Here is a 26,198-nt window from a genome sequence, read left to right on the forward strand (position 1 = left end):
CGTTTATGGATGAACATGGTCAGGAGACCACAGGAAAAGTTGTCACGGACGAGCAGGGAGCACCAAAAGTAGCTGGATTGCTGCGAAACGAACCGGGAGCACTGTTTTTACAGTGCTCCCTTTTTTTTGTTTCCCGCCAACTAGTGATATCCTGCGCCCGATTTTGTTTCCTCTGAGGTTCCCATGACACGCCACGACAACGTACGCGACCAACTACTGCTTATTGAAAACCTGCTGCGTCAGCATGAACACTGGCAGGAGACGGCACCGCATGAGAGCGCATTTGCCAGCGACCAGCCGTTCTGTATGGATACGCTTGAGCCGTTGGAGTGGCTGCAATGGGTGCTGATTCCGCGCATGCACCAACTTCTCGACGGCGGCATGCCGCTGCCAACCGGTTTTGCTATCGCCCCCTATTATGAAATGGCGCTGGATGCCGCCCATCCGCTGCGCGCGATCATTTTGCCGCCGCTGGAGCAGTTGGACGCCTTCTTCGTGAGCGATGCGCACTGATGCTGGAAATCATTTACCAGGATGAGTGGCTGGTGGCGGTGAATAAGCCCTCCGGCTGGTTGGTTCACCGTAGCTGGCTCGACCGTGATGAAAAAGTGGTGGTGATGCAAACGGTGCGTGACCAGATTGGGCAGCACGTCTTCACCGCCCATCGCCTCGACCGCCCAACCTCAGGCGTACTGCTGATGGGGCTCTCCAGCGAAGCTGGCCGCCTGCTGTCGCAGCAGTTCGAACAGCACCAGATGCAGAAACGCTATCATGCCATCGTGCGCGGCTGGCTGACGGACGATGCGGTGCTCGATTATCCGCTGGTGGAAGAACTCGATAAAATCGCCGATAAGTTCGCCCGTGAAAATAAAGACCCGCAGCCGGCGGTAACCCACTACCGCGGTCTGGCGACGGTGGAAATGCCGGTCGCTACCGGGCGCTACCCGACCACCCGCTACGGGCTGGTGGAGCTGGAGCCGAAAACGGGTCGCAAGCATCAGCTGCGTCGCCATCTGGCGCATCTTCGTCACCCGATTCTTGGCGACAGCAAGCACGGCGACCTGCGCCAGAACCGCAGTGCTGCGGAGCATTTTGGCTGCCATCGCCTGATGCTACACGCCAGCCAGCTCTCGTTAACCCACCCCTTTACCGGCGAGCCGCTGACCATTCGCGCCGGGCTGGATGACGTCTGGATGCAGGCGCTATCACATTTCGGCTGGCGCGGGCTTCTCCCCGAGAATGAAAGGGTTGAGTTTGTGGCCGACTCCGGTCAGGATGAAGCTATCGAGAAGTAAACAGGGAGTTAAATCATGGCTGAAGTAGGGATTTTTGTCGGCACCATGTACGGCAATTCGCTGTTGGTGGCCGAGGAAGCGGAAACCATTCTGAGCGGTCTTGGCCATCAGGCGAAGGTGTTTGAAGACCCGATGGTTGCCGATTGGGAAAGCTATACCGGGAAGTATGTGCTGGTGGTGACGTCCACCACCGGTCAGGGCGATTTGCCTGATAGCATCGTGCCGCTGTTTAACGATCTGCAGGATATGTATCAGCCTCACCTGCGCTACGGCATTATTGCCTTGGGTGATAGCACCTATGCTAATTTCTGCGGCGGCGGTAAGCGGTTCGACGCACTGTTGCAGGAGCAGGGCGCACAGCGCATCGGCGACATGCTGATGATTGATGCGTCCGAAGACCCCGAGCCGGAGAGCATCTCCAATCCGTGGGTGGAGCAGTGGGCGACGCTGCTGAAATAAACGGTTTTCTTCTGGCACCGGTACGAGACTGTCGTACCGGCTGCTATTTGTACATTAGCCATATCATCTCATAATATCCCCTAAAAAAATTGTGCATATGCACGATGAGCTGCCGCTCACCGCTTCCTATACTGCGTTAAGTCATCCCATCTTATGGATAGCGAGATGCCCAATGCTATGCGCCGTTCCCGCTATCGCTATTGTTAACAAGGATTGAACCATGTCGATTCACGCTTCCACGCCTGTAGTGACGTCTATGCAGGTTATCCCGGTTGCCGGGCACGACAGTATGCTAATGAACCTGAGCGGGGCGCATGCGCCGTTCTTTACTCGCAATATTGTGGTTATCAAAGATAACGCGGGTCATACGGGCGTAGGAGAGATCCCCGGCGGTGAGAAGATCCGCCTGACTCTTGAAGACGCCATTCCGCTGGTGGTGGGGAAAACGTTGGGCGAGTACAAAAACGTACTGAATGCTGTGCGCAATACCTTCGCCGACCGCGATGCTACCGGTCGTGGCCTGCAAACCTTCGACCTGCGTACCACTATTCATGTGGTGACCGGTATTGAAGCGGCGATGCTGGATCTGTTAGGCCAATATTTGGGCGTGAACGTGGCATCGCTGCTGGGGGAAGGCCAGCAGCGTAGTGAAGTCGAAATGTTGGGCTACCTATTCTATATCGGGAACCGCCATGCAACTCCGCTGCCGTATCAAAGCCAGCCGGACGAGAAATGTGACTGGTATCGGCTGCGTCATGATGAAGCAATGACTCCGGATGCGGTGGTGCGCCTGGCGGAAGCGGCGTATGAAAAGTACGGCTTCAACGACTTTAAGCTGAAAGGCGGCGTGCTGGCAGGCGAAGAGGAAGCGGAGTCTATCGTGGCGCTGGCAAAACGCTTCCCGCAGGCGCGCGTGACGCTCGACCCGAACGGGGCATGGTCGCTGGACGAAGCGATTAAGATTGGCAAATACCTTAAGGGAACGCTCGCCTACGCCGAAGATCCGTGCGGGGCGGAGCAGGGCTTCTCCGGGCGCGAAGTGATGGCCGAATTCCGTCGTGCTACCGGACTGCCGACGGCGACCAACATGATTGCCACCGACTGGCGTCAGATGGGCCATACGCTGGCGTTGCAATCGGTGGATATCCCGCTGGCGGACCCGCACTTCTGGACCATGCAGGGCTCGGTACGCGTGGCGCAGATGTGCCATGAGTTCGGCCTGACCTGGGGCTCGCACTCCAATAACCACTTCGATATTTCGCTGGCGATGTTCACCCACGTGGCGGCCGCCGCACCGGGGAACATTACGGCGATAGATACCCACTGGATCTGGCAGGAAGGTAATCAGCGTCTGACCAAAGAACCGTTTGAAATCAAAGGTGGTATGGTACAGGTGCCGAACAAACCGGGTCTGGGCGTTGAGTTGGACATGGACCAGTTGATGCAGGCTAACGCGCTGTACAAAAAGCATGGCCTTGGCGCGCGTGATGATGCAATGGGAATGCAGTACCTGATCCCAAACTGGAGGTTTGATAACAAACGCCCGTGCATGGTGCGCTAAGCTTACCGCCAACTCTGCTGGAGTACGCAGAATCCAACCGCAAACTCGCATAAGGACAGCCCATGAAGATTGTGATTGCCCCTGACTCCTACAAAGAAAGCCTGAGCGCGCTCGATGTTGCCTGCGCGATAGAGGATGGCTTTCGTGATGTGTTCCCCGATGCTGAATACTTCAAGCTGCCCGTTGCCGACGGTGGCGAGGGGACGGTAGAAGCGATGGTAGCGGCAACGCAGGGGCGGGTGCTTGAGGTTGAAGTGACCGGCCCGTTGGGTTATCCCGTGTCAGGCTTCTTCGGTATTTCCGGCGATGAGCAATGTGCGTTTATTGAAATGGCAGCGGCAAGCGGCCTGGAAAGCGTGCCTGTCGCAAAGCGTAATCCACTAAAAACCACATCCTGGGGAACGGGAGAACTCATTCGTCATGCGCTGGACCAGGGCGTGAGCCGGATTATTATTGGCCTTGGTGGCAGTGCCACTAATGACGGCGGCGCGGGTATGGTTCAGGCGCTGGGGGCAAAGCTGTTAGCGGGCGACGGACAGCCTATTCCACCTGGCGGTGCGGGGCTGGAGATGCTGGCGAGTATTGATATCAGCGGGCTGGATAGCCGACTATTGCGCTGTCAGATTGATGTTGCCTGCGATGTTACCAACCCATTGACCGGCGCAGAGGGTGCATCAGCGGTGTTTGGGCCGCAAAAGGGGGCAACGCCGGAAATGGTGAGACTCCTTGATCGGGCACTGGCGCACTATGCGGCATGTATTCGACGAGATCTAGGCCGCGATGTGCTGACGCTAGAGGGCGGCGGTGCGGCGGGAGGAATGGGGGCTGCGTTGTCCGCGTTCTGCGGCGCAACGCTGCGACCAGGCATTGAGATTGTCACCGAGGCATTGCATCTTGATGCGCTGGTGGCGGATGCCAGTCTGGTGATTACCGGTGAAGGGCGGATGGATAGCCAGACGATTCACGGCAAAGTGCCGGTGGGCGTGGCGAAGGTGGCGAAACGCTACCGTATCCCGGTGATTGGTATTGCTGGCAGCCTGACACCGGACGTCGGCGTGGTGCATCAGCACGGGATTGACGCGGTGTTCAGCGTGATGTATCGCATTTGCACGCTGGAGGAGGCACTGTCGGAGGCAGGTGAGAATGTGAGAATGGCAGCGCGGAATATTGCCGCCGCCATTAAATTAGGCCAGGAGCTGCAGGCCGGATAAGGCATTTATGCCGCCATCCGGCGAGCTGCGCCGAATTGCCTGATGGCGCTGCGCTTATCAGGCCCACAAATCCCGCATTGTAGCCCGGCCAGGCGAAGCGCCGCCGGGATCGGCACCTATCCTAATATCTTCCGGGTTTCCCGAGTCACATTGTCCATCTCATCTAACAGTTCCAGCAGCTCCGGTTCCAGCTCTTCCGCCGCCGTGCCGCTACGCAGCTGGCTCTCGATCAGATGACACAAATGCTTGAGACGCGGAACGCCGCTGTAGCCGCAGCTACCGTGCAGTTTATGAATGGCATCGACCAGATTTTCCGGCTGCTCACCCACCAGTTGTTCTTCCACTTTGTTACGCACTTCCGGCAGGAAGGCGATCAGCATCTGCAACATCTCGCGCGCCAGGTCAGGCTTATAGGCGGCCTGACGCAGCGCCAGCTGCCAGTCCAGCGTCGCGTTGAGGTCGACCGGTGGTTCAATCGGGTCGGCGTGCATCGGGCGAGGCACCACATTCACGCCGGGCTTATAGCGCAGCAGTAAATCGTGCAGCCGGTTTTCTTCAATCGGCTTCGCCAGATAGTCGTTCATACCGGCGGTCAGCAGCTTCTCGCGCTGCCCGGCAAGGGCGTGGGCGGTAACGGCAATCACCGGCGTTTGCTGCTGATGAGGAAGCTGGCGTATCAGCTCGCAGGCGCGAATGCCGTCGATGTCCGGCATCTGAATATCCATCAGAATCAGATCGAACTTCATCTGTTTGGCGCACTCAACGGCCTGGTGGCCGCTTTCGCAAAGTTCTACGTGCTGCACCTGATCGTCTAACAGCGCGCCAATCAGCTTCAGGTTGGCCGGGTTATCGTCCACTGCCATGACCGTCATCGGCAGGCGATGTTCGGTATGCGGAACGGCAATCTGAGAAGATGTGCTGAGGCTAAACTCCAGCAACACCGGCATCAGTCGGGTAATGGTCAGCGGTTTCAACAGACAGGCTGATGCCCCGTCCTTCTTCAGCGCTTCTGCATCGACCTGCGCGTGGCACGGCAGCGCCAGCACCAGGTGATCGGTCATATTGAGCGCCATGCTCAGCTTCTCGCGGTGAATACTCAGATCGCGAACGGATACCGGCACCGCAACCAACAGAATGTCGTAAAACTCGGCCGGGAGCGCGGCGATGCTGACGGCATAGACCACCTCCAGCGGCGTAGAAGCAAGCATATCCAGCGTGGCCTGCGCGGCGGCGGCGTTAGCCTCCACGTAGGCAATGCGTTTGCCTTTCAGGCTGCTGGTATCCGGGCCATCGGCAATCACGTTCGGGTTCAGATCGAGGTTGATGTTAAACCAGAAGGTCGAACCGCGGTTTGGCTGGCTGTGGAAGGAGATATCACCGCCCATCTCGCGGACCAGTTTCTGGGTAATAACCAGCCCCAGCCCGGTGCCCCCGTGGCGGCGAGAGATGCTGGCATCTGCCTGACGGAAGGCCTGGAACAGACGGGACTGATCGCGTTCCGGAATACCAATCCCGGTATCGCGGATCTGCACTTCAATCTGCACCTTGTTATTGCTGATGGCGCGCTGCTCAACCAGCACGTCGATGTTACCGTTTTCGGTAAACTTGATGGCGTTCCCCACCAGGTTAGTGATCACCTGCTGCAGACGCAGCGGGTCGCCGATGACGTTATCCGGCACGTCGTTCTTAATATTGAGCGTCAGCTCCAGCCCTTTATCGTGGGCCGAGTGCGCCAGCAGGGTGACCACTTCATCAAGAGAGTTACGCAGCGGGAAGGGAATGCTTTCCAGCAGTAGCTTACCGGCTTCCAGCTTCGAGAAGTCGAGCACGTCGTTGATGATCGCCAGCAGGTTGTTGGCCGAACGCTCGATGGTATTGAGGTGGTCGCGCTGGGTTGGGTTTAGTTCGGTTTTGAGCGTCAGGCGGGTAAAGCCGATCACCCCATTAAGCGGCGTACGCAGCTCGTGTGACATGTTGGCCAGGAACTCGGACTTGATGCGCGCAGCTTCCTGCGCACGCTTTTTCGCCAGATCCAGCTCCACGTTCTGGATCTCCATCTGCTCAAGCGTTTCCCGCAGATCCGAAGTGGCCTGGTCGACGTTATGCTGCATCTCCTCATGATAGGCGGCCAGCGACATGGCCATCGAGTTGATGCCGTTTTTCAGCATATCCAGCTCGCCGAGCATAAAGCCTTCAACGCGGCTATCGAGCTGCCCTCGTCGGATGCGGTCAACGGTATTGACCATATTGCGAATCGGCCCCGTGACATCCTGCATCAGCCGCCAGCCGAAGATCAGCGCAATACCGATACAGAACAGCATCATCACGCTGGAGATGAAAATCTCTTTGTACTGCTGTAGCCGCACCGATTTAAGGTCCAGCTCTAGCGCTACGTAGCCCAGCATGTTGATCGGCGTTTTGGCATCCGACTGCGGCGACTCGTCCGGCGAATAATGCTCGGAGATAATCGGCGTACGCAGAATCATGATATCGCCAAGCCGCGTGACGCTTAGCCTTCGGGGAAACGCGGTGCCGCGCGGCAGCTGTAACTCGCTGGGATCCAGCTGATAGTTAGAGGTGACGAACAGCTTGTTGTGCTCATCGTATACGGAAATGGCGCGCACAATATCGGAATGACGGCGATGCAGCACGCTGATCAATTGGCCAATCGACTCGCGATTTTGCAAATTCATACCATATTCACTGGAGACGGCGAGCGGTTCAATAATGCTGGCACCGGCGTCTTCCAGCTGACGCTGCAGGTCGTTATAGCGGTGTACGACGAAGAAGATACTGAGCAGTAAACCGATGAGTACGGTCGGCGCCAGGATCAAAATCATCATTCTTGCACGCAGGCTGTAGTTGGTCATGGAGGTCCGTTGTGGGAGAATCAGTGCAATATTTTTGATTGAGAACAATCTCTACGATGGCGCAATTCTACTCTGCAAAACGGCGCGTGACGACGCGCCAGATCATAACCGTGACAGTCAGCAGTCTTGACCCTTTCGGGCAAGGTGTGGCGCGCCACAACGGTAAAGCATTATTCATCAATGGGTTATTGCCAGATGAAAGCGCGGAAGTGACCCTGACGGAAGATAAAAAACAGTACGCGCGCGGGCAGGTAAAACGCCGTCTGACCACCAGTTCTGAGCGTGAAACGCCACGCTGTCCGCATTTTGGCGTCTGCGGCGGTTGCCAGCAGCAGCATGCTGCCGTTGCACTACAACAGCGCAGCAAACGCGAGGCGTTGAACCGGCTAATGAAACACGACGTCGATGACGTTATCTCGAGCGAACCCTGGGGATATCGCCGCCGGGCGCGTCTGAGCGTGAATTATCAGCCCAAAACTCAACAATTGCAGATGGGTTTTCGCAAAGCAAATTCGAACGATATTGTCGACGTGGTGCAGTGCCCCGTTTTGGTGCCCAATCTTGAGGCGCTGCTGCCCACCGTGCGGGAATGTCTGGAGAGCCTGAAGGGAAAACGCCAGCTCGGACACGTTGAACTGGTCAGTGCCGACAACGGTCCGCTGATGGTACTGCGCCATACGGCGGCGCTCTCGGATGAAGATAAAGAAAAACTGGAACGCTTTTCGCATTCTTCCGGCGTTGCGCTTTATCTGGCGCCGGAAAGCGAGATACTTGAACGCGTGACCGGCGAGGAGCCCTGGTATTCGTCAGACGGGCTACGCTTAACCTTCAGCCCGCGCGATTTTATTCAGGTAAACGACGGCGTGAATCAGCAGATGGTTGCAACGGCGTTGTCGTGGCTCGATGTACAGTCAACCGACCGTGTACTGGATCTGTTCTGCGGAATGGGGAACTTTACTCTGCCGCTGGCCACCCGTGCGCAAAGCGTCGTCGGCGTTGAAGGCGTCCCGGCGCTGGTGGAGAAAGGGCGGGAAAACGCCGCGCTGAACCACCTGGAGAATGTCACCTTTTTCCACGAAAATCTGGAAGAGGATGTCACGCTTCAGGCATGGGCGAAACATGGTTTTGACAAGGTTTTACTCGATCCTGCCCGTGCTGGCGCATCGGGCGTGATGCAGCATGTTATAAAATTAGCGCCAACGCGGGTGGTATACGTTTCCTGTAATCCGGCAACGCTGGCGCGCGATAGCGAAGCGTTGTTGAATGCGGGGTACCAAATTCAGCGTCTGGCAATGCTTGATATGTTCCCGCACACTGGGCACCAGGAATCTATGGTGCTGTTTGAGCGTAGGTAATAACGGTGGCTTGTCGACTTCGACAGGCCGGTCCCTGAAAGGAGAGGACAATGGTTGCGGTAAGAAGTGCACATCTCAATAAAGCTGGTGAATTTGACCCACAAAAATGGATCGCAAGTCTGGGAATTTCCAGCCAGCAGTCGTGTGAACGCTTAGCCGAGACCTGGGATTATTGTCGTCGCCAGACCGTGGGACATGATGACGCCGAGCTGATGCTGTGGCGCGGCGTAGAGATGGTCGAAATCCTCTCCACGCTGAGTATGGATAACGACACGCTGAGAGCCGCGCTGCTGTTTCCGTTAGTAGACGCTAACGTTGTCAGTGAAGAAGTGCTGAGCGAAAGCGCCGGTCAATCCGTCGTGACCCTGATTCACGGCGTGCGCGACATGGCGGCAATTCGCCAACTGAAAGCCACCCATACCGATGCGGTCTCATCTGAGCAGGTGGATAACGTCCGCCGCATGCTGCTGGCGATGGTGGATGACTTCCGCTGCGTGGTTATCAAGCTTGCCGAGCGTATTGCCCACCTGCGCGAAGTGAAGGATGCGCCGGAAGATGAACGCGTGCTGGCGGCTAAAGAATGTACCAACATCTATGCGCCGCTGGCTAACCGCTTAGGCATCGGTCAGCTCAAATGGGAGCTGGAAGATTACTGCTTCCGCTATCTGCACCCGGCGGAATACAAGCGCATCGCGAAGCTGCTGCACGAGCGTCGTATTGACCGTGAGCACTACATTTCCGATTTCGTCGGCCACCTGCGCAGCGAAATGAAGACCGAAGGCGTGAAGGCTGAAGTGTACGGCCGCCCGAAACACATCTACAGCATCTGGCGCAAAATGCAGAAAAAACACCTCGCCTTTGACGAGCTGTTTGACGTGCGCGCGGTGCGTATCGTCGCGGAGCGTTTACAGGACTGCTACGCCGCGCTGGGGATAGTGCACACTCACTATCGCCACCTGCCAGATGAGTTCGACGACTACGTTGCAAACCCGAAACCAAACGGCTACCAGTCCATCCATACGGTGGTATTAGGGCCGGGCGGAAAAACGGTTGAAATCCAGATTCGTACCAAACAGATGCACGAAGACGCCGAGCTGGGCGTTGCCGCGCACTGGAAATACAAAGAGGGTACTGGTACGGCGAGCGGGCCGCGTTCCGGCCATGAAGATCGCATCGCCTGGCTGCGTAAGCTGATTGCGTGGCAGGAAGAGATGGCCGACTCCGGCGAAATGCTCGACGAGGTGCGCAGCCAGGTCTTCGACGACCGCGTGTATGTGTTTACGCCAAAAGGCGACGTGGTGGACCTTCCGGCAGGCTCCACGCCGCTGGACTTCGCCTATCACATTCACAGCGATGTCGGCCACCGCTGCATCGGCGCCAAGATTGGCGGGCGCATCGTGCCGTTCACCTATCAGCTGCAGATGGGCGACCAGATTGAAATTATCACCCAGAAGCAGCCGAACCCGAGCCGCGACTGGCTGAACCCGAACCTCGGTTACGTAACGACCAGCCGTGGACGTTCGAAAATCCACGCCTGGTTCCGTAAACAGGACAAAGACAAGAACGTACTGGCCGGGCGGCAGATCCTCGACGACGAGCTGGAGCATCTGGGCATCAGCCTCAAGGAAGCCGAGAAGCACCTGCTGCCGCGTTACAACTTTAACGACGTGGAAGAGCTGCTGGCGGCCATCGGCGGCGGTGATATTCGCCTCAACCAGATGGTGAACTTCCTGCAGGCGCAGTTCAATAAGCCGAGCGCCGCCGAGCAGGACGCCGCCGCGCTGAAACAGCTTCAACAGAAGACGTATACGCCGCAGAACCGCAGCAAAGATAACGGCCGCGTAGTGGTAGAAGGTGTCGGTAACCTGATGCACCATATCGCGCGCTGCTGCCAGCCTATTCCCGGCGACGAGATTGTTGGCTTTATCACCCAGGGGCGCGGGATTTCCGTGCACCGGGCGGACTGCGAACAGCTGGCGGAGCTGCAGTCGCACGCGCCGGAGCGCATTGTTGATGCCGTGTGGGGCGAAAGCTACTCGGCGGGCTACTCGCTGGTGGTACGCGTTCAGGCCAACGATCGCAGCGGCCTGCTGCGCGATATCACTACCATTCTCGCCAACGAGAAGGTGAACGTGCTGGGCGTGGCCAGCCGTAGCGACACCAAGCAGCAGATGGCGACTATCGACATGACCATCGAAATCTACAACCTGCAGGTGCTGGGCCGCGTGCTTGGCAAACTGAACCAGGTACCGGATGTGATCGACGCCCGTCGACTGCACGGCGGTTAATGTTCTTTTTACCCTCTCCCAATGGGGGAGGGTAACTCTCTCTTTTTGCAAGGAATCATCATGACTCAAATCGACCGACTGCTCGGCATCATGCAGCGCCTGCGCGACCCGGAAAACGGCTGCCCGTGGGATAAAGAGCAGACGTTCAACACCATTGCCCCTTACACGCTGGAAGAGACATACGAAGTGCTCGACGCCATTGCGCGCGAAGACTTTGACGACCTGCGCGGCGAACTGGGCGACCTGCTGTTCCAGGTGGTGTTTTACGCGCAGATGGCCCAGGAAGAGGGGCGCTTTGATTTCAATGATATTTGCGCCGCTATCAGCGACAAGCTGGAGCGTCGTCACCCGCACATCTTCGGCGACGCCAGCGCCGAAAACAGCCAGGAAGTGTTGACCCGCTGGGAGAAAATCAAAACCGCCGAACGGGCAGAGAAAGCGCAGCACTCCGCGCTGGACGATATTCCGCGGGCCTTCCCGGCGCTGATGCGGGCGTATAAAATTCAGAAACGCTGCTCGGCAGTTGGTTTTGACTGGACCACGCTTGGCCCGGTGCTCGATAAAGTTTACGAAGAGATCGACGAAGTGATGGACGAAGCCAGGCAGGCGGTAGTCGACGAAGCTAAACTGGAAGAGGAGGTGGGCGACCTGCTGTTTGCCACCGTTAACCTCTCTCGCCATTTAGGGGTAAAAGCAGAGACCGCATTGCAGAAGGCGAACGAAAAATTTGAGCGCCGTTTCCGCGAAGTTGAGCGGATTGTCGCCGCGCGTGGCCTGGAAATGACCGGTGTGGATCTGGATGTGATGGAAGAAGTTTGGCAGCAGGTAAAACGGCAGGAATCTGATCTCTAAAGAATTTTTGTGGGAAAGGGCGAAAAGTGCGAAATCTTAAATGACAAGCGCTTGATTTGCGTCAAAAACTTTTACCCCAAAGGGGCTATTTTCTCACTCCCCATGTTTGTTTCTGCGGCGATTGAGGAGCGAGAATGAAAGTTTGTGGCGCTCGCCATGTTCGGGTATACTACTTTCCCGTCTTGGTTATTCCATCGTTTCACCCTAACTTCTCAGGTCCAGCATGACAACGAACTATATTTTTGTGACCGGCGGGGTCGTATCCTCTCTGGGTAAAGGCATTGCCGCAGCATCCCTGGCAGCCATTCTTGAAGCCCGTGGCCTCAACGTGACCATGATGAAACTGGATCCGTATATTAACGTCGATCCTGGCACCATGAGCCCGATCCAACACGGGGAAGTGTTCGTTACCGAAGACGGCGCTGAAACCGACCTGGACCTGGGTCACTATGAGCGCTTCATTCGTACCAAAATGACTCGCCGTAATAACTTCACTACCGGTCGTATCTACTCAGATGTCCTGCGCAAAGAGCGTCGTGGCGACTATCTGGGCGCAACCGTGCAGGTCATCCCACACATCACTAACGCGATCAAAGAACGCGTCCTCGCTGGTGGCGAAGGTCATGATGTGGTGCTGGTTGAAATCGGCGGTACCGTCGGTGATATCGAATCTCTGCCATTCCTGGAAGCGATTCGTCAGCTGGCCGTGGATATCGGTCGTGAAAACGCGCTGTTCATGCACCTGACTCTGGTGCCTTATATGGCAGCCGCGGGCGAAGTCAAAACCAAACCGACTCAGCACTCCGTGAAAGAGCTGCTGTCCATCGGTATTCAGCCAGATATTCTGATCTGTCGTTCCGATCGCGCGGTTCCGGCCAACGAACGTGCAAAAATTGCATTGTTCTGTAACGTGCCAGAAAAAGCCGTTATTTCAATGAAAGACGTCGATTCCATTTATAAAATTCCAGGCCTGTTGAAATCTCAGGGGCTGGACGATTATATTTGTAAACGATTCAGCTTGAACTGCCCGGAAGCAAACCTGGCCGAATGGGAACAGGTTATCTTCGAAGAAGCGAACCCGGCAGGCGAAGTCACGATTGGTATGGTCGGCAAGTACATTGAACTGCCAGATGCTTATAAATCGGTGATTGAAGCGCTGAAGCACGGTGGCCTGAAAAACCGCGTAACCGTCAACATCAAGCTGATTGATTCGCAGGATGTGGAAACGCGCGGCGTCGAAATTCTGAAAGATTTGGATGCTATCCTGATCCCTGGCGGCTTCGGCTACCGTGGTGTTGAAGGTAAGATCGCTACCGCACGCTATGCGCGTGAGAACAAAATTCCTTATCTGGGCATCTGCCTGGGTATGCAGGTTGCGCTGATCGAATTCGCGCGTAACGTTGCAGGCATGGAAAACGCCAACTCTACGGAATTTGTGCCAGACTGTAAGTACCCGGTTGTGGCGCTCATTACCGAATGGCGTGATGAAGATGGTAATGTCGAAGTTCGTACTGAAAAGAGCGATCTCGGCGGCACAATGCGCCTTGGCGCACAGCAGTGCCAGCTTAGCGATGACAGCCTGGTCCGCCAGATGTACGGCGAGCCAACTATCGTTGAGCGTCACCGTCACCGCTATGAAGTCAACAACATGTTGTTGAAACCGATTGAAGCTGCAGGTCTGCGCGTTGCGGGCCGTTCCGGGGATGATCAGTTGGTCGAGATCATCGAAGTTCCGAACCACCCGTGGTTCGTTGCTTGTCAGTTCCATCCGGAGTTTACTTCCACGCCTCGTGATGGGCACCCGCTGTTTGCTGGCTTCGTGAAAGCCGCGAGCGAGTACCAGAAGCGTCAGAAGTAAGAAAAGTTAGAACGGCAACGCCCCACGAGGGGCGTTGTTTGTCTGGAGTTTTAGTTTAACTTGTACTGAGGAAAACCTAATGTCCAAAATCGTTAAAATCATCGGTCGTGAAATCATCGACTCCCGTGGTAACCCGACTGTTGAAGCAGAAGTTCACCTGGAAGGTGGTTTCGTTGGTATGGCAGCAGCCCCGTCAGGTGCTTCTACTGGTTCCCGCGAAGCGCTGGAACTGCGCGATGGCGACAAATCTCGCTTCATGGGTAAAGGCGTACTGAAAGCAGTTGGCGCTGTAAACGGCCCAATCGCTCAGGCTCTGCTGGGTAAAGATGCTAAAGATCAGGCTGGCATCGACAAGATCATGATCGATCTGGACGGTACTGAGAACAAATCCAACTTCGGCGCGAACGCAATCCTGGCCGTATCTCTGGCAAACGCCAAAGCAGCAGCTGCTGCTAAAGGTCTGCCACTGTACGCTCACATCGCTGAACTGAACGGCACCCCAGGCAAATACTCCATGCCAGTTCCGATGATGAACATCATCAACGGCGGCGAGCACGCTGACAACAACGTCGACATTCAGGAATTCATGATTCAGCCAGTTGGCGCGAAATCCCTGAAAGAAGCCGTACGTATGGGTTCCGAAGTGTTCCATAACCTGGCTAAAGTACTGAAAGCTAAAGGTATGAACACTGCAGTTGGTGACGAAGGCGGCTACGCTCCTAACCTGGGTTCCAACGCTGAAGCTCTGGCTGTTATCGCTGAAGCGGTTAAAGCAGCTGGCTACGAGCTGGGCAAAGACATCACTCTGGCGATGGACTGTGCAGCTTCTGAATTCTACAAAGACGGTAAATACGTTCTGGCTGGCGAAGGCAACAAAGCATTCACCTCCGAAGAATTCACTCACTTCCTGGAAGAACTGACCAAACAGTACCCAATCGTCTCCATCGAAGATGGCCTGGACGAATCTGACTGGGCTGGTTTCGCATACCAGACCAAAGTACTGGGCGACAAAATCCAGCTGGTTGGTGACGATCTGTTCGTAACCAACACCAAGATCCTGAAAGAAGGCATCGAAAAAGGCATCGTTAACTCCATCCTGATCAAATTCAACCAGATCGGTTCCCTGACCGAAACTCTGGCTGCGATCAAAATGGCGAAAGACGCTGGCTACACCGCTGTCATCTCTCACCGTTCTGGCGAAACTGAAGACGCTACCATCGCTGACCTGGCTGTTGGTACCGCTGCTGGCCAGATCAAGACTGGTTCTATGAGCCGTTCTGACCGTGTTGCTAAGTACAACCAGCTGATTCGTATCGAAGAAGCTCTGGGTGAACAAGCGCCGTACAACGGTCGTAAAGAGATCAAAGGTCAGGCATAAGCCCGACTTTCTCTGATATAAAAATGCCAGCCCTCGGGCTGGCATTTTTTTACTTAAAATCGACCGCCATCTGCTGCGGTATGGTCAGCCCGCGAGTGGTCTGCACGCAGCGGTCAATATAGTCAGTAAAGCGAGGGGGTTTTGGCATCCCCATACTCAGCAGCTTGTCGTTGCTAAAACGCACGTTCAGCGTGGCGAAGGCCCCATACAGGCGCATTGCCTTCAGCATCAATCGTTCGTTGCACGGGCCGAAAATGGTTTTCAGCTCGCGGCGCATTTTGACCAGCGTTTCGTAGCTGACCTGAGCGTATTTATCGCCCACCGGCGCTTGCTCTAGCGCGGAAGCCATTGCGTTGTCGATATCGGCAAAGCGAACGCTGTTCTCTTCACCGGCTGAAATATGTACCACTTCTCCCTGAGCGACCGTTGCCGTCAGCAGCATAAGCAGCGCGCTGGCGCAGTAGTCTACTGGGATCACGTCGATGCGGTCTTCCATAGAGCACATGAACTTTTGCAGCATCAACCCCATGCTGAAGACCCAGAAAATGCTGCTGGAAGGCTGGCAGCCATGATGGGTGTGGCCCACGACGATAGAAGGGCGGGCAATCACCAGCGGTAGCGTCGGGAGCTGCTGCTGCATCAGCTGTTCGATGGTAGATTTGGAGTGCGTATACTCCACCAGATGCTCTGCGCGCTCACGGAACTCTGCGCTTTCAGCCACCAGAGAATCCGGCTCAGGCGAGCAGGACATTGCCGTACCAACGTGCAGGAAGCGCTGTAACCCTTCTACCTTCGCCATACGATGAGCAAACTGCAGCGTGCCTTCTACGTTCACTTTCCAGATCAGCGGGTTGCTGCCGAATGACGCGACGGCGGCGCAGTTCAGCACGTGGGTTACGCTGTTCAGGCGTGAATCGTTGAGAAAATGCTCCGGGGAGGCCAGGTCACCGAGCAGGATATTGCGTGGGGTGATCTTCGCCAGCTTCTCTTCGTCGATATTGAATTTACGTAAGTTCTCCTTAACCCTTGCGACAGCGGCTTCACCGTTATCCGCACGGACTAAAAGCAGTAAATTAACGCCGCTGTGGCTATTGAGGATTGCTTCCAGTGCCGCGCCGCCCAGAAAACCGGTAACGCCTGTGATTAATAGTGTATTCATGAATACTGTCTCGTCATGGTTGGTTTGCGGATTCTAGGATCGAGAAAGTAAACGGCAGTTAAATAAAGAATGGAGCAATAAAAGGAGGGCTTAAGCTTATTTTAAGCTTGTGGAGTGAAGCGGGTTAAATTTGACAATATGCTATTTAAAAAAATTCAATAATTTTCAATTTAAAAATTAATTCATTGTTTTTAATGACGTTTATTAATTTAATGGTTATTTCATAACTGTAAAAATGAACATCTCTTGTTACATGATAAATGGCTGGTTTTGTCGCGATAAAATAAGTTCCCGTACGGAAAGGTGCGTGTTATCTATGACGGTTTTTTTTAAATAAGTGAAGATGATTAATTTGCTCCATAATACAATTAACGAATCGACAACGGAGTAAGTTAATTTTAAAAGCCATAGGCAGCTTGTGGTATTTAAGGATATTGCCCGTTAGTGAGCACGAAACGCAGGAAGGCGGCACTTCCCCTTATCTTCGCATGCGGTTGCGCAAGAAGTGCGAGGGATAGTTGGCGCGAAGTATGCAATAATAACGGTTTACCACTACTGAAGAGTTGATGATGCAGTACCCGATTAACGAGATGTTCCAGACCCTGCAGGGTGAAGGTTATTTTACTGGCGTCCCCGCCATTTTTATTCGTTTACAGGGATGCCCGGTAGGCTGTGCCTGGTGTGATACTAAGCATACCTGGGAAAAGCTTAGCGATCGGGAAGTTTCGCTGTTCAGTATCCTGGCAAAAACCAAAGAGAGCGACAAATGGGGGGCGGCGAGCAGCGAAGACCTGCTGGCGATTATTGGCCGTCAGGGGTGGACCGCGCGCCACGTGGTGATTACCGGTGGTGAACCCTGCATCCATGATTTAACGCCGCTCACGGCGCTACTCGAGCAAAATGGCTACAGCTGTCAGATTGAAACCAGCGGCACCCATGAAGTGCGCTGCACACCGGGTACCTGGGTGACCGTGTCGCCGAAGGTGAATATGCGCGGTGGCTATGACGTGCTGTCGCAGGCGCTGGAGCGTGCCGATGAAATCAAGCACCCGGTAGGGCGCGTGCGCGATATCGAAGCGCTGGATGAACTGCTGGGTACGCTGAGCGATGACAAACCACGCATCATTGCACTGCAGCCAATCAGCCAGAAAGATGATGCCACCCGCCTGTGCATTGAAACCTGCATTGCGCGCAACTGGCGCCTGTCGATGCAGACGCACAAATATCTGAATATTGCCTGATAAGATTCGTAGCCCGGACGAGGCGCATCGCGCCGACTCCGGGGAATTCCCGGCGTCGCGTTGCTCAGCCGGGCTACGTTAAGCGTTATTTCGCCGCGTCGTTCATCACCTTCGAAAAGGTATCCATCGGGCAGAAACCGTTGGCATCTACCGGGCAGCCTTTCAGCGACAGCGTGACGCGCTGCGGCGGCGTCTTCAGCGTCAGCGTATCGGCGTTACGCAGCTGATCCGCGCTCTGATAAACATACTCAATCTTCATCAATTCCCGATTTGCTTTCGTATCATGCCAGCGCTGGAACACAATTTTCCCGCCAATCGGCGTGCGCTCGTACTGTCCCGGCAGCGTGTAGGCGTCGAAATCAAGCGCCGTCAGCAGCGAGGCAATATTCGAGTCGTGCCCGACCAGCACGGTGATTTTTGGCGTTTTCGCCGCCTCGGTCACCAGCGCATTATCGATATATTTCACCAGCGGTTTCGCCACGTTGCGTGCCACTTCCGGCGAGGTAAACAGGTTATCCTGATAGCTGTTTTTCAGCTGTGAAAGCAGGCGCCACTGCTGATCGGTTTTGATTTCACCCCAGGCCACCTGGTCCAGCGGGAACCCTTCGTAATATTGCAGCGTGAACGCATCAACCAGCGAGTTACCTATCGCCAGCGGCCCCTTAACGCCAGGCTCTTTCTGGTAATTGGCGCTAAAGCTGTCTTTCGCTTCAGTCAGTGAGCACTGCTGTTTTTCCTTGCAGGATGGCGAATCCTGATAGCGGGCAATCTGCGACAGCAGCTTGTAGCTCTCGTCGAGCTGTCTGGCCTGGCGCGCTTTCTCCATCGCCTGTACCGCTTGCTCGCGGAATTGGGTGGAGTCATCGGTGATCACCGGGTTGAACGTGGGGTCCATGGTGCCCATCTTTTCCTGGTGGTGGACCTCCACGTCGCAGCCAGGGAAGGCGCCATTAATAAAGAATTGTGCGGTAGCGACGGTGCGCTGCAGGCTGTTAGCATAGGCGTATACCGTGTCTGGCGCCGGACATTCACCGCTGGTGACCATTCCCTGCTGCGCCAGCCACTCACGCATATAGTGGCCCATATAGACTTCGAGCACACCGCCTTTGGTGGTCAGTTGCCCGCCGGGGACATCCCACTCAGGCCAGGCGTTCGGCGTTGACTGTTCCAGCACGCTGCCGTTGGTCGCCAGCGGCGCACGCAGGTTGTGACGGCTCATCATCAGCACCTGCTGAAGCTGATAGCCTTCGGGTGGGGTTTGCGCCTGACTCAGTCCTGAGAACAATAACAGTGCCGGCATCGCTGCGGCGAGAAGCGTTTTCTTCATCCCTTATTCCTCACAATGTATTAACCAACCCAATGAGTGTGACAGAACTTCGTCATTTTTCCTGGGCAGATGCCGCATTCTGAAAGATTAGGGAAATGAATGTGATAGGACACTACGGAAGGGAGAACGGGGAGGCGTGAACCCGCTCCCCGCTTGCAGGCGTACTTATTCGCCGCGATAAACGCAGCCCGCCGTGCAGGTTTCTTTAACCATGACTGCGCTAAGCAGTGGAACAACCGGTTTTACCTGTTCCCAGATCCAGCGGGACAGCACTTCGCTGGTTGGGTTTTCGAGGCCCGGAATATCGTTCAGGTAGTAGTGATCCAGACGATCGTAGGTTGGCTTGAATGCCGCTTTCAGTTCGGCAAAATCCATGATCCAACCGGTATGTGGATCGACTTCACCGGTTATCTCAAGACGCACCATAAACGAGTGGCCGTGCAGGCGACCGCATTTGTGGCCTTCCGGCACGTGCGGCAGATGGTGGGCGGCTTCGAAGGTGAAATCTTTAAACAGTGTGGTGGACATCATGAACTCTCAGTCTTGCGGAAAAAAACGCCGCATAGTACCCGAATGCACATTTTTCTGCATTAACTAAAACGGCCAAATAGACAACGAGTACAAGCATTAATCTTGATGATGATTATTTTCTAATTATATCAATATGTTATTCAACCTGTTTTATCGCTAATAACTACCAGGAAAACAGGTTAGTCCATTTGGTTATTTGATATTTCTATCACTTCTTTAATTGTTATTATCGACGTCGTTAACCTTACATTCAGTTCTGTTTTTCCTGATTAGAAACAGCTTTGCTACTGGAACATAACGACGCATGACAACACAGTCCCCCCCTTCAGCGTTGCTCCCGCTAAACCCGGAGCAGATGGCACGCCTTCAGGCGGCCACTACCGATTTATCACCAACCCAGCTTGCCTGGGTTTCCGGCTATTTTTGGGGCGTGCTTAATCAGCAGCCTGGTGCGGGTGCAGTCGCTGCCGCACCGGTCGCCGTTGAAGTCCCGAGCATTACGCTTATCTCTGCGTCGCAAACGGGTAACGCCCGCCGCGTGGCTGAAGCGCTGCGTGACGATCTGCTGGCTGCCAAACTGAACGTGAACCTGGTGAACGCCGGGGATTATAAATTCAAACAAATCGCGTCAGAAAAGCTGTTGGTTGTTGTAGCGTCTACACAGGGTGAAGGGGAAGCGCCGGAAGAAGCCGTGGCGCTGCATAAATTCTTATTCTCGAAGAAAGCGCCGAAGCTCACCGATACCGCCTTTGCGGTGCTGGGGCTGGGCGATACGTCCTATGAATTCTTCTGCCAGGCCGGTAAAGATTTCGACAGCAAGCTGGCTGAGCTTGGTGGTGAACGCCTGCTCGATCGCGTAGATGCCGATGTGGAATATCTGGCCGCGGCTGCCGAATGGCGTGCGCGCCTGGTGGAGGTGCTGAAAGCTCGTGCGCCAGCGGCACCTTCCGTTCAGGCGGCGGCGAGCGGAGCGGTTAACGACATCCACTCCAGTCCGTACACCAAAGAAGCCCCGCTCACGGCGTCGTTGTCGGTGAACCAGAAAATTACCGGCCGCGATTCAGAAAAAGACGTTCGCCATATCGAAATCGATCTCGGCGACTCCGGGCTGCGTTACCAGCCGGGCGATGCGCTGGGTGTCTGGTACCAGAACGATCCAGAGCTGGTCAAAGAACTGGTTGAACTGCTGTGGCTCAAGGGCGACGAGCCAGTCACGGTTGATGGCAAAACGCTGCCACTCGCCGATGCGCTGCAGTGGCACTTCGAGCTGACGGTCAACACCGCCAATATCGTGGAAAACTACGCCACGCTGACCCGCAGTGAATCTCTGCTGCCGCTGGTGGGCGATAAAGCGCAGTTGCAGCAGTATGCCGCGACTACGCCGATTGTCGACATGGTGCGTTTCTCTCCTGCTCAGCTGGATGCCGATGCGCTGATTGGCCTGCTGCGTCCGTTAACGCCTCGCCTCTACTCCATTGCCTCATCGCAGGCGGAAGTCGAGAGCGAAGTACACGTGACGCTGGGCGTCGTGCGCTACGAGATTGAAGGCCGCGCCCGCGCCGGCGGTGCCTCCAGCTTCCTCGCCGACCGCGTGGAAGAAGAGGGCGAAGTCCGCGTATTCATCGAACATAACGACAACTTCCGCCTGCCGGCTAACCCGCAGACGCCGGTCATTATGATTGGCCCAGGCACCGGCATCGCCCCGTTCCGCGCCTTTATGCAGCAGCGCGCGGCCGATGGCGCCGAAGGCAAGAACTGGCTGTTCTTTGGTAACCCGCACTTTACCGAGGATTTCCTCTATCAGGTGGAGTGGCAGCGTTACGTGAAAGAAGGCGTGCTGAGCCGTATCGATATGGCCTGGTCACGTGACCAAAAAGAAAAAATCTACGTACAAGACAAACTGCGCGAACAGGGCGCGGAACTGTGGCGCTGGATCAATGACGGTGCCCACATTTATGTCTGCGGCGACGCTAATCGCATGGCGAAAGACGTTGAGCAGGCATTGCTGGAAGTGATTGCTGAATTTGGTGCAATGGACATCGAATCGGCGGATGAATTTTTAAGTGAGCTGCGCGTTGAGCGCCGTTATCAGCGAGATGTCTACTAATGAGCGAAAAATACCCAGGGCCTTTAGTGGTCGAAGGCAAACTGACTGACGCCGAGCGCATGAAGCGTGAAAGTAATTTCCTGCGCGGCACCATCGCGGAAGACCTGAATGACGGTCTGACCGGCGGCTTCCACGGCGATAACTTCCTGCTGATCCGCTTCCACGGCATGTACCAGCAGGATGACCGTGACATTCGCGCCGAGCGCGCCGAGCAGAAGCTGGAGCCGCGTCATGCGATGCTGCTGCGCTGCCGTCTGCCGGGCGGGGTGATCACCACCACGCAGTGGAAGGCCATCGATAAATTTGCCGCTGATAACACCATTTACGGCAGCATCCGTCTGACCAACCGTCAGACCTTCCAGTTCCACGGCATTCTGAAGAAGAACGTGAAGCCGGTGCACCAGATGCTGCACTCCGTAGGGCTCGATGCGCTGGCGACCGCCAACGACATGAACCGTAACGTGTTGTGCACCTCCAACCCGTATGAGTCCGAGCTGCACGCCGAGGCCTACGAGTGGGCGAAGAAAATTTCTGAGCATCTGCTGCCGCGCACCCGCGCTTATGCTGAGATCTGGCTCGATCAGGAGAAAGTGGCAACGACGGACGAAGAGCCGATCCTCGGTTCAACCTATCTGCCGCGTAAGTTCAAAACGACCGTGGTGATCCCGCCGCAGAACGATATCGATCTGCACGCTAACGACATGAACTTCGTGGCGATTGCCGAAAACGGCAAACTGGTGGGCTTCAACCTGCTGGTCGGTGGCGGTCTGTCCATCGAACACGGCAACAAGAAAACCTACGCCCGCACGGCAAGCGAGTTCGGCTTCCTGCCGCTTGAGCATACGCTGGCGGTAGCGGAAGCGGTGGTGACGACCCAGCGTGACTGGGGTAACCGTACCGACCGTAAAAATGCCAAAACCAAATATACCCTTGAGCGCGTCGGCGTCGACACCTTCAAGGAAGAGGTTGAGCGTCGCGCGGGGATCAAATTTGAGCCGATCCGCCCTTATGAGTTTACCGGTCGTGGCGATCGCATTGGTTGGGTGAAAGGGATCGACGATAACTGGCACCTGACGCTGTTTATCGAAAACGGTCGTATTCTCGACTATCCGGGCCGTCCGCTGAAAACCGGACTGCTGGAGATCGCGAAGATCCACAAAGGCGATTTCCGCATCACCGCTAACCAGAACCTGATCATCGCCGGCGTGCCGGAGAGCCAGAAGGCGAAGATAGAGAAACTGGCGCGTGACCATGGGTTAATGAATGCGGTGAAGCCGCAGCGTGAAAATTCTATGGCCTGCGTGTCGTTCCCGACCTGTCCGCTGGCGATGGCAGAAGCTGAACGTTTCCTGCCGTCGTTCACTGACAAAGTGGAAGATATTCTGGAAAAACACGGCATTCCTGAAGAACACATTGTGATGCGCGTGACCGGCTGCCCGAACGGCTGTGGCCGTGCGATGCTGGCCGAGCTGGGGCTGGTGGGTAAAGCGCCGGGCCGCTACAACGTGCATCTGGGCGGTAACCGCATGGGGACGCGCATTCCGCGTATGTATCGCGAAAACATTACGGAAACGGAAATTCTCGCTTCCGTAGACGAACTGGTTGGGCGCTGGGCGAAAGAGCGTGAAGCGGGTGAAGGCTTCGGCGACTTTACGGTGCGTGCGGGCATCATTCGCCCGGTGCTCGATCCAGCGCGTGATTTCTGGGAATAATACCGTTTCCCCCTCACCCCGGCCCTCTCCCCAAAGGGGCGAGGGAGAAAACAGAACGGTCCCCTCTCCCCCATGGGGAGAGGGTTAGGGTGAGGGGAAACACACAAACGAGGTTGCTATGTCCGTACTGTCTTTAAGCGCGCTGAACGAACTGCCGAAAGTGGAACGCGTATTAGCGCTGGCCGAAACCAACGCCCAGCTGGAAAAGCTGAGCGCCGAGGAGCGCGTGGCGTGGGCGCTGGAAAACCTGCCCGGCGAATACGTGCTCTCCTCGAGCTTTGGCATCCAGGCGGCGGTAAGCCTGCATCTGGTGAATCAGATTCGCCCGGATATCCCGGTGATCCTCACCGATACCGGCTATCTGTTCCCGGAAACCTATCAGTTTATCGACGAGTTAACGGACAAACTCAAACTCAACCTGCAGGTCTACCGCGCGAAAGAGAGCGCGGCCTGGCAGGAAGCGCGCTATGGCAAGCTGTGGGAGCAGGGCGTTGAGGGCATTGAGAAATACAATGACATCAACAAGGTTGAGCCGATGAACCGCGCGCTTACCGACCTTAACGCACAAACCTGGTTTGCTGGCCTGCGCCGCGAGCAGTCAGGAAGCCGCGCTACGCTGCCGGTGCTGGCCATTCAGCGCGGCGTCTTTAAAGTGCTACCGATCATCGACTGGGACAACCGTACGGTTTACCAGTACCTGCAAAAGCACGGTCTGAAGTACCATCCGCTGTGGGATCAGGGCTATCTGTCAGTGGGCGATACGCACACTACCCGCAAATGGGAACCGGGCATGGCGGAAGAAGAGACGCGCTTCTTCGGGCTTAAGCGCGAGTGCGGGTTGCACGAAGGGTAATCGCATTATTACGCAGCGGGTTTTCCGCTGCGTAATATCAAATTTGCCGGCTGCCTGACTCCCTCGCCATCGCCAGAAACGCGGCAAGCCCTGCGGAAGGGTTGCGACGTCCGGGGTAGTAGATACACAATCCGGGGAAAGGCGGCGTCCAGTCGCTAAGCAGGCGAATCAAGCGGCCTGCGGCAATATCTTCCATCACATCCTGCTCCAGAAAACAGCCAATACCTGAACCTTCCAGCACGGCAATCCTCGCTAAAGAGGCTTCATCAAGCGTGAGCTGCCCGCGAACATCCACCTGAACCACCTCTCCGGCGTTCTCCAGATGCCAGCGATAAATCGTGCCGTCTGGTAACCTGACCCGGATGCAGGCGTGTTGAAGAAGGTCGAGGGGCGTTTCTGGGCTGCCGTGCTGCGCCAGATAATGCGGCGAGGCGACGATGGCGTGACGCTGCGGCTGGCCTAATGAAATGGCAATCATGTCGTTGGGGATAAGCTTCGCCACGCGGACACCCATATCAAAGCCCTCCGCCACGATATCAATCAGGCGGCCATCGGTGACAATATCCACCTGCATTTCGGGATAGCGCTGCAGAAATTTCAGCACCAGCGAAGAGAGGATCGTGCGTGCCGCAAAGGGCGGCGTGTTAATCCGCAGCAGGCCCGACGGCGTTTCGCGACGGGCGCGGACGACATCCAGAGCGTCATAAACCCCCTGTAGCGACGGGCCAACGTTATCAATAAACAGGCGGCCTGCATCGGTAAGGCTGACGCTACGGGTGGTGCGGTTAAACAGTCGGACGCCAAGCCCGGACTCAAATTTGGCAATGGTGTGGCTTAACGCCGTGGTGGAGACACCTAAATCGACCGCCGCCGCGCGGAAAGTACCCCGACGCGCAATGGCCATAACGGCTTCTAAATCGGTGAGCGTAACGCGCGACATTATCCCGTTTCCTTCATTACTTCATCAATATTTGTCCTGATTGTTTAAATTATAGCGGCTCCTTAAAGTAAACCCGTAACGTTTATTTAAGAGGAGCGGCAGCATGAACATGCCAATGGCAATACAGCATTTCTTTAATGAAGAGAGTCTCGATACGGCAATGAGCGCCTTTGCCGAATATGCGGTGGTCAAAGACGAGGGGAATATTTACACCGGCCGCACGGCGATCCGCGCATGGCGGGTTGCCTCAAGAGAACAATATGATTTTGTCTCCGAGCCGTTGGACATGTTTTCACGCGGCGATATCGTCACGATTCGCGCCAACGTCAGCGGTAACTTCCCGGGGAGCCCGGTGTTGCTGGACTACGATTTCCGTCTCATGATGAACCGTATTGTTGAACTGGAGATTGGCTATGCCGAGCTTCCTGGGGCTTGAGGGGAAACGAGTGCTGGTCACGTCAGGGACCAAAGGCGCGGGGGCGGCGACGGCTGCGCTGTTTTTAGCACAGGGGGCGCGGGTGATGATCAGTGCCAGACATCAGCCGGAGTCCCGCAGCGAGGCGCTGTTTGTTGCCGCTGACCTCACCACTGCAGAAGGCTGTACGACGCTGGCCGATGCGGTACAGACGCAGCTTGGCGGCGTTGATATTGTCGTCCATATGCTGGGTGGATCGTCATCGCCAGCTGGAGGCTACGCCGTGCTCAGCGACGATATCTGGCAGCAGGAGCTGGCGTTGAACCTCTATCCTGCCGTCCGTCTGGATCGCCTGCTGCTGCCTGCAATGGTCGCTAATGGGAAGGGCGTGGTGGTTCACGTCTCGTCTATTCAACGCACGCTGCCGTTGCCGGAGTCCACCACGGCCTACGCGGCGGCGAAAGCGGCGCTATCCACCTACAGCAAAAGCCTGTCCAAAGAGGTGTCGCCAAAAGGCGTGCGTGTTGTAACGGTGTCGCCGGGATGGATTGAAACCGAAGCGGCGGTTCGTTTTGCCGAGCGGCTTGCCGTTGAGAAGGGGATTGACTACGAAGGCAGTAAAAAGATCATTATGGATTCACTGGGCGGCATTGCGCTCGGTCGGCCGTCAACGCCGGACGAGGTGGCGAACCTGATCGCCTTCCTGGCCTCTGAGCGGGCCGGTTCGATTACTGGCAGCGAATACGTCATTGATGGCGGGACGATCCCGACGGTGTAATGCGAAAA

The 26,198-nt window shown here is 55.9% G+C and carries 21 protein-coding genes; 16 read left to right on the top strand and 5 right to left on the bottom strand.

The genetic code is table 11. The features are described 5' to 3' along the window. Nucleotides 1-183 precede the first annotated feature (183 nt). From V6940_RS17020 to V6940_RS17040, 5 genes are all read left to right on the top strand, one after another. The gene (locus V6940_RS17020) at nt 184-513 is read left to right on the top strand and encodes a YqcC family protein (RefSeq protein ID WP_333496644.1); all 330 of its coding nucleotides are present in this window, start codon (nt 184-186) and stop codon (nt 511-513) included. Next, entirely contained in the window at nt 513-1,295 is a 783-nt protein-coding gene (gene truC / locus V6940_RS17025; RefSeq protein ID WP_333012744.1) for a tRNA pseudouridine(65) synthase TruC, read from the top strand. Before V6940_RS17020 ends, truC begins: the two co-directional genes overlap by 1 nt. A gap of 15 nt (nt 1,296-1,310) precedes the next feature. Further along, nucleotides 1,311-1,754, top strand: a complete 444-nt coding sequence (locus tag V6940_RS17030) for a flavodoxin (RefSeq protein WP_333496645.1) — start codon at nt 1,311-1,313, stop codon at nt 1,752-1,754. Nucleotides 1,755-1,974: 220 nt separating this feature from the next. Next, nucleotides 1,975-3,315: a glucarate dehydratase gene (gene gudD, locus V6940_RS17035; protein WP_333496646.1), complete on the top strand. Its 1,341-nt coding sequence runs from the start codon at nt 1,975-1,977 to the stop codon at nt 3,313-3,315. A gap of 62 nt (nt 3,316-3,377) precedes the next feature. Next, entirely contained in the window at nt 3,378-4,526 is a 1,149-nt protein-coding gene (locus V6940_RS17040; RefSeq protein ID WP_333496647.1) for a glycerate kinase, read from the top strand. 116 nt (nt 4,527-4,642) lie between these two features. On the opposite strand, the gene barA is transcribed toward V6940_RS17040, so the two are convergent. After that, nucleotides 4,643-7,396, bottom strand: a complete 2,754-nt coding sequence (gene barA / locus V6940_RS17045) for a two-component sensor histidine kinase BarA (RefSeq protein ID WP_333496648.1) — start codon at nt 7,394-7,396, stop codon at nt 4,643-4,645. A gap of 56 nt (nt 7,397-7,452) precedes the next feature. On the opposite strand from barA, the gene rlmD reads away from it, so the two are divergent. From rlmD to eno, 5 genes are all read left to right on the top strand, one after another. After that, a complete protein-coding gene (gene rlmD / locus V6940_RS17050) occupies nt 7,453-8,751 on the top strand; it encodes a 23S rRNA (uracil(1939)-C(5))-methyltransferase RlmD (protein ID WP_333496649.1) in 1,299 nt (432 codons plus the stop codon). A 50-nt stretch (nt 8,752-8,801) separates the two neighbouring features. Next, a complete protein-coding gene (gene relA, locus V6940_RS17055) occupies nt 8,802-11,039 on the top strand; it encodes a GTP diphosphokinase (RefSeq protein ID WP_185667999.1) in 2,238 nt (745 codons plus the stop codon). Nucleotides 11,040-11,099: 60 nt separating this feature from the next. Then, nucleotides 11,100-11,891: a nucleoside triphosphate pyrophosphohydrolase gene (gene mazG, locus V6940_RS17060; RefSeq protein WP_333496650.1), complete on the top strand. Its 792-nt coding sequence runs from the start codon at nt 11,100-11,102 to the stop codon at nt 11,889-11,891. Between the two features lie 223 nt (nt 11,892-12,114). Beyond that, nucleotides 12,115-13,749: a glutamine hydrolyzing CTP synthase gene (gene pyrG, locus V6940_RS17065; protein WP_035892851.1), complete on the top strand. Its 1,635-nt coding sequence runs from the start codon at nt 12,115-12,117 to the stop codon at nt 13,747-13,749. A gap of 79 nt (nt 13,750-13,828) precedes the next feature. Further along, nucleotides 13,829-15,127, top strand: coding sequence for a phosphopyruvate hydratase (gene eno, locus V6940_RS17070; RefSeq protein ID WP_035892853.1), 1,299 nt, complete (start codon nt 13,829-13,831; stop codon nt 15,125-15,127). A 49-nt stretch (nt 15,128-15,176) separates the two neighbouring features. Here eno and V6940_RS17075 read toward each other — a convergent pair whose 3' ends face one another. Continuing rightward, complete coding sequence (locus V6940_RS17075) at nt 15,177-16,286, bottom strand: SDR family oxidoreductase (RefSeq protein ID WP_333496651.1); 1,110 nt, start codon at nt 16,284-16,286, stop codon at nt 15,177-15,179. Between the two features lie 569 nt (nt 16,287-16,855). On the opposite strand from V6940_RS17075, the gene queE reads away from it, so the two are divergent. Next, the gene (gene queE, locus V6940_RS17080) at nt 16,856-17,527 is read left to right on the top strand and encodes a 7-carboxy-7-deazaguanine synthase QueE (protein ID WP_333496752.1); all 672 of its coding nucleotides are present in this window, start codon (nt 16,856-16,858) and stop codon (nt 17,525-17,527) included. Between the two features lie 85 nt (nt 17,528-17,612). On the opposite strand, the gene agp is transcribed toward queE, so the two are convergent. Together agp and queD are read right to left on the bottom strand one after the other, a co-directional pair. Beyond that, nucleotides 17,613-18,854 (bottom strand): bifunctional glucose-1-phosphatase/inositol phosphatase, encoded by a 1,242-nt coding sequence (agp, locus tag V6940_RS17085; RefSeq protein WP_333496652.1) that lies wholly within the window; start codon nt 18,852-18,854, stop codon nt 17,613-17,615. 165 nt (nt 18,855-19,019) lie between these two features. Next, entirely contained in the window at nt 19,020-19,385 is a 366-nt protein-coding gene (queD, locus tag V6940_RS17090) for a 6-carboxytetrahydropterin synthase QueD (RefSeq protein WP_163446301.1), read from the bottom strand. A gap of 304 nt (nt 19,386-19,689) precedes the next feature. On the opposite strand from queD, the gene cysJ reads away from it, so the two are divergent. The 3 genes from cysJ to cysH all read left to right on the top strand — a co-directional run bounded on the left by cysJ (nt 19,690) and on the right by cysH (nt 24,057). Then, nucleotides 19,690-21,492: an NADPH-dependent assimilatory sulfite reductase flavoprotein subunit gene (gene cysJ / locus V6940_RS17095; RefSeq protein WP_333496653.1), complete on the top strand. Its 1,803-nt coding sequence runs from the start codon at nt 19,690-19,692 to the stop codon at nt 21,490-21,492. Further along, the gene (cysI, locus tag V6940_RS17100) at nt 21,492-23,204 is read left to right on the top strand and encodes an assimilatory sulfite reductase (NADPH) hemoprotein subunit (RefSeq protein ID WP_333496654.1); all 1,713 of its coding nucleotides are present in this window, start codon (nt 21,492-21,494) and stop codon (nt 23,202-23,204) included. The genes cysJ and cysI overlap by 1 nt, the downstream gene beginning before the upstream one ends. 118 nt (nt 23,205-23,322) lie before the next feature. Then, nucleotides 23,323-24,057: a phosphoadenosine phosphosulfate reductase gene (gene cysH / locus V6940_RS17105; RefSeq protein ID WP_333496655.1), complete on the top strand. Its 735-nt coding sequence runs from the start codon at nt 23,323-23,325 to the stop codon at nt 24,055-24,057. 37 nt (nt 24,058-24,094) lie between these two features. On the opposite strand, the gene V6940_RS17110 is transcribed toward cysH, so the two are convergent. Next, nucleotides 24,095-24,997 carry a LysR family transcriptional regulator gene (locus tag V6940_RS17110; RefSeq protein ID WP_333496656.1) on the bottom strand — a complete coding sequence of 301 codons (903 nt, stop codon included), beginning with the start codon at nt 24,995-24,997 and terminating at the stop codon, nt 24,095-24,097. A gap of 103 nt (nt 24,998-25,100) precedes the next feature. Between V6940_RS17110 and V6940_RS17115 the strand changes: the two genes are divergently transcribed. Together V6940_RS17115 and V6940_RS17120 are read left to right on the top strand one after the other, a co-directional pair. Continuing rightward, on the top strand, nt 25,101-25,433 hold the full coding sequence (locus V6940_RS17115) for a nuclear transport factor 2 family protein (RefSeq protein ID WP_333496657.1): 333 nt from the start codon (nt 25,101-25,103) through the stop codon (nt 25,431-25,433). After that, nucleotides 25,411-26,190 (top strand): SDR family oxidoreductase, encoded by a 780-nt coding sequence (locus V6940_RS17120; RefSeq protein ID WP_333496658.1) that lies wholly within the window; start codon nt 25,411-25,413, stop codon nt 26,188-26,190. Before V6940_RS17115 ends, V6940_RS17120 begins: the two co-directional genes overlap by 23 nt. Nucleotides 26,191-26,198: the final 8 nt, after the last annotated feature.

Origin of the sequence: Kluyvera sp. CHPC 1.251, assembly GCF_036759945.1 — a bacterium.
Lineage (GTDB): Bacteria > Pseudomonadota > Gammaproteobacteria > Enterobacterales > Enterobacteriaceae > Kluyvera > Kluyvera sichuanensis.